Here is a 4,552-nt window from a genome sequence, read left to right as displayed (position 1 = left end):
TTCATCCTGGCCGACCTGCGGGAGCTCCACCGGCCGTACCCGGAAGTCGTCCGGCACGGCGACGGCGTGCTTTCCGTCAACGACGCCGTGGTGCGCCTCGCGGGAGACGACGTCGAGATCCTCAGGAGCGGAGGGCCGGGCATCGACCTGATCCGCGCCGGTGCGCTCACCGTCTGGGGATCCGGGCGAGACGTCGGGGAACTGCGCATCCCCGACGCGCTTGTCGGTGATCCGGTCCGGTGTTGATGCGGCCGGCGAGCGTACCGGAGCCAACGCTCGGCGTCTGGTCGGGGCGGTGGACGTGGTGCGCCGTCTGCTACGAGGCGAGACCGTTGACCCGGACCCCGACGCCTTGAGCCCGGACCAGGCGACGATACCTGGCTCAAGGCGCTCTGCGGCGGCGGCCTGTGCCCCTGGCGGATCGGAAGATCGTCGCCCAGCACTCGTCCTGCTCCGCATCGACCACGCCCGCACAACATGAACTGTCAGTCGTCAACCCGTGGCCTGGGCTCGGTCGCTGTCGGTCGGGATTTCGGCCAGGAGTGCGGTTCCGTGGCCGGTGGGGCTGACGATGTCGAGGCGGCCGCCGAGGACGGCGACGCGATCGCAGAGGCCGACGAGTCCTGAGCCGCTAACGGTGTTGGCGCCGCCGATGCCGTTGTCGCGGATGGAGATCCGCAGGCAGGTGTCGCCGGCTTCGAGGTTGATGCGAACCAGGCTCGCCTTGGCATGTTTGGCGGTGTTGGTGAGGGCCTCGGACACGACGTAGTAGGCGCCGACCTCGACCTGTTCGGGTAGTTGCCGGTTGACGGCCAGGGTGAGGTCGACGGGTGTGGGACTGCGGCGGGCGAGGGTCTTGACGGCTGGGACGAGTCCGCCTTTGGAGAGGATGGCCGGGTGGATGCCGCGCGAGAGTTCTTGCAGGTCGTGAAGGATGCCGGTCAGGTGGTCTGCGACCTGCGACATGTCGTGGCGGATGGAGTCCAGGCCGGTGGGCAGTGCTTCCTCAACCATGCGTATCTGGAGGCCGAGCGCGACGAGGCGTTGCTGTGCGCCGTCGTGCAGGTCGCGTTCGATGCGGCGGCGTGCCTCGTCGCTGGCGGCGACGATGCGGGCGCGGGACGCGGTGAGTTCGGCGTGAGCCTCGGCGTTGGCGATCGCGGTCGCGACGAGTTCGGTGAAGTCGGCCATGCGGGTCTCAGTGTCAGCCGGCAACGGTTCGGGCCCCGTTGTCACGACGACGGCCACGCCCCAGGTACGGCCTTCGACGATGAGTGGGACACCGACTCCTGAGCGGATGCCTTCGCGGCGGGCGATTTCGGCGTTGGGTCCTGTGGCGTGCTCGTACGAGGCTATCCGGGCCGCGGCGCCGGTCCGTAGCACGGTCGTGAGGAGCGTCTCGCCGTGGAGAGGGAATGACCGTTCGGGCAGGTTCAGCTCCCCGGTGCCAGCCACTCTGAATGCGGTGCCGTTAGGCTCGTAGCGGTACAGCGCCGTGGGGTAGGGGCCGAGGACTCGGCCGATCTCGTCGGCCACGGCGTCGTACACGTTGGCTGGCGTAGCCCCCTGTGCGACCAGCGTTGCCACCCGGCGCAACGCGGCCTGCTGTTGAGCGAGGTGCGTGGACTGCTGGCGGCTCGTCTCGCGTTCCCGCGCAGCGCAGAGCACTGACGTGAGTGTGGGGACGATCCGTTCTCGCAGGCGTCGCCGGGTGGATTCGAGCGAGTCGGCTGGGACCAGCAGGGTGCCCAAGACGGTCTCCCCGGCGCGCAACGGGTAGGCGGCCGGGTTTGTGTCCGTGATGTGCGTGCCGAGTTCGATTGCGGCCCAGGGGATCTGGAGTGTCTGGGCGATTCGTTGTGCAGCGGTGTGCAGTGCGGGGTGCAAGTTGTCGGCGCCGAGGAGTAGATGGGCAAGGTCGGCGCCGAGGTCGGCCTCCTGGCGCCGGTCGGATATCTCGGCGGCGTGTTTGCGGGCGATGTTTGCCAGACCGCTGACCAGCAGGGCGGCCGCCATGAAGACGGCTACGTCTTGCAGGTCCTCGCTGGCGGAGAGGTCGAGTGTGCCGAAGGGCGGGACGTGGAAGTAGTTGTAAGCGAGGGCACTGGCCAGCGCCGTTAGCAGGCCAAGCGTGGTACCGCAGACGGTCGAGACGATCAGGACGCCGACGAGGTAGACCACGCCCCGGGAATCCTGGTGAGCGGTGCCGTGCAGCGGGAACAACGCAAGTGTCTCCACCCCGATCAGCACCGCCGCGAACAGCAACCCGAGCGGCAACGGCGGCGGCTTCGGACGCACCAAGAACCACAGCAGGCGAGCCCGCATATGGGGCCGCCCCCTCCCGCATCACGCCACACGCGTGAGGATCGCAGGCTGGACGCCTCGCAGCCGGCGAGGCAGCGTGAGTCGCGCGACGATACGCTCTCAAAAGGCCTCGTTACGCCCTACAGGCTACTCCGATGGGCCCCGCACTCCCGCTCGGCCGTAGCGGTCAAACAGGGCCGGCAGACGACCGGTCAACCGCGAAAGACGGCGGCGGAGCGGTTCTCGTACCACCGGGCGAGCTGAACCCCCGCGCTGATCACGTGCGCCTGCATCTCCCGCCGGGCCAGGTGCGCGTCCCCAGCGGCGAATGCGGCGATGATGCGTTCGTGCTCGGCGAAGTTGTCCGCACGGTGCCGGGGGTTGTTCTGCAGCACCGACGCCGACACGTTCCGCGGAAACGCCTCGTTGATCTCCTTGATGATCCTGGCGAGGCGCTCATTGCCGGCGACGCCGTGGATCAGGGTGTGGAACCGGTCGTTGGCCGCAGTGCTCGTGCCGCCCACGGCCGTGGCGCCGGGCCGCAGTGCCTCGTTGACCTTCCCCAGTTCGTCGAGGACCTCCCCGGTGATCCGGCCGACGGCCCGCTCGCAGGCCAGGCCCTCGAGCTCGGCGCGGACCTCATAGGTCTCCCGGACCTCCCACGGCGCCGGCACCCGGACCACGGCGCCGCGGTTGGGTACGACCTCGATCAGGCCGCTGGCCTGCAGTTGGCGCAGGGCCTCGCGCACGGGCGTGCGGCTGACGCCGAGCGCCTTGGCCAGCTCCGCCTGGTGCAGCTGGGCGCCAATGGGTATGTCGCCGGACATGATCCGGGTCCTGATCGCGGCGACGGTCTCATCAACGAGAGCGCGGGTCGTCGGGCCTGGTTGCCGGTGTCGCGGTGATCGCGGTTGCCGGTGTCACGTACACCGGTTGGCCCGAGCCTCCGGACCGCCCGACCGCCGCCGCTCCGAGCGCCGCCGCTCCGACCGCTGCGGGACCGGCCGATCCCGCACCGACCAACTCCGCGTCGACCACGCCGAGCCCACCCGGCCTACCCGCCATGGTTCCGGTCGGCGAGTGGTCGTTCGAATCGGTGGACCGGTCCGGCGAGTTTGTTACGAACGCCGGTGACTTCGCCACGCTCGGCCCGGTCTCTGCCTTTAGCGCCGAGCGGGTCCGGCAGCAGGCGACGTTCACCGTCGTCGGCGGCCTGGCCGACGTGCGGTGCGTGACCTTCCGAGCTGCCGACGGCCGCTATCTGCGGCATTCGGAACTGCGCCTGCGGTTCAGCGTCGACGACCACACGGCACTCTTCCGGGAGGACGCGACATTCTGCCCGCGGCCCGGCGCGGCCACGGGCTCCGTGGTGCTGCAGTCGCACAATTATCCAGCTCTGGTGCTGCGCCACCGCGACGGCGGCAGCTGGTTGGCCGTCCCCGACGGCACGGTGGCGTTCGCCCGCCAGAGCTCCTTCGTCACTCACACCCCCTGGGTCAGCTGACGCCACCTGCTGCGAACTAGCTTGACGATCCATTTCGCGTCTGCGACCCATCCGCGGCAACTGCGGCAGCGATCGGGTACGCCACTGCGAGCGGCTCAGGTCATGCCGGATCGCTGCCATTAAGGTGCCTCAAAATCCCTCGCAAAAAGTGTTATGAGTGTGGTTCAGATGCGGTCGTCAGGTCACAGGTAAATGGCGTATTGCCGCACGGTCTTGACGGCGGGTCTGAGAACGTTAACACTTTCGAAATCGAAGGCGATCCTCTCTGCTTGTGTGCTGGACGGTGCGCAGGGCTATCGATCCGGACATTCCGACGGGAGGATAATCCTGCGGAATGTGAGCGTTAACACGAGCGGGTGGGCATGCACTCAGGCATAGTCCCAACAACGTGAAGGGCATCACTCAAGTGTTGAAGAGATGGTCTGCGGCCGTGCTCGGCGGCCTGCTCGTCCTCGGCGCCGTGGGCGCCTGTGGTGGCGAGAACGAGGCCGGTAGTAACGGCGGGAGCGCGGACGACGGCAAGATCACGATGGGCTTCGCTCAGGTCGGCGCGGAGAGTGGGTGGCGCACGGCGAACACCAAGTCGATCCAGGAGGCGGCCGAGGCCGCGGGTATCGAGTTGAAGTTCTCCGATGCGCAGCAGAAGCAGGAGAACCAGATCAAGGCGATCCGCAGTTACATCGCGCAGAAGGTCGACATCATCGCGTTCTCGCCGGTGGTCGAGTCGGGTTGGGACACTGTGCT

The 4,552-nt window shown here is 68.2% G+C and carries 5 protein-coding genes and 1 pseudogene; 3 read left to right on the top strand and 3 right to left on the bottom strand.

The window, feature by feature from the left end:
• Window positions 1–246: hypothetical protein (locus ABZS66_RS60560; RefSeq protein WP_354773889.1), on the top strand; the 246-nt coding region annotated here is incomplete at its 5' end.
• 246 nt (window positions 247–492) lie between these two features.
• On the opposite strand, the gene ABZS66_RS60555 is transcribed toward ABZS66_RS60560, so the two are convergent.
• The 3 genes and pseudogenes from ABZS66_RS60555 to ABZS66_RS60545 all read right to left on the bottom strand — a co-directional run.
• Complete coding sequence (locus tag ABZS66_RS60555; protein WP_354773895.1) at window positions 493–2,298, bottom strand: DUF4118 domain-containing protein; 1,806 nt, start codon at window positions 2,296–2,298, stop codon at window positions 493–495.
• A 218-nt stretch (window positions 2,299–2,516) separates the two neighbouring features.
• Complete coding sequence (locus ABZS66_RS60550) at window positions 2,517–2,978, bottom strand: GntR family transcriptional regulator (protein WP_354773893.1); 462 nt, start codon at window positions 2,976–2,978, stop codon at window positions 2,517–2,519.
• Between the two features lie 15 nt (window positions 2,979–2,993).
• Window positions 2,994–3,152 (bottom strand): annotated as a pseudogene (locus ABZS66_RS60545) (GntR family transcriptional regulator); the annotation flags it as partial.
• Between the two features lie 215 nt (window positions 3,153–3,367).
• Here ABZS66_RS60545 and ABZS66_RS60540 point away from each other — a divergent pair.
• Complete coding sequence (locus tag ABZS66_RS60540) at window positions 3,368–3,808, top strand: AbfB domain-containing protein (RefSeq protein WP_354773887.1); 441 nt, start codon at window positions 3,368–3,370, stop codon at window positions 3,806–3,808.
• 460 nt (window positions 3,809–4,268) lie between these two features.
• Window positions 4,269–4,552 (top strand): substrate-binding domain-containing protein (locus tag ABZS66_RS60535; RefSeq protein ID WP_354773891.1); only part of this gene is annotated, 284 nt, incomplete at its 3' end.

Source organism: Dactylosporangium sp. NPDC005572, from assembly GCF_040605515.1.
Lineage (GTDB): Bacteria > Actinomycetota > Actinomycetes > Mycobacteriales > Micromonosporaceae > Dactylosporangium.
This window is presented reverse-complemented; position numbering and strand designations above follow the sequence as displayed.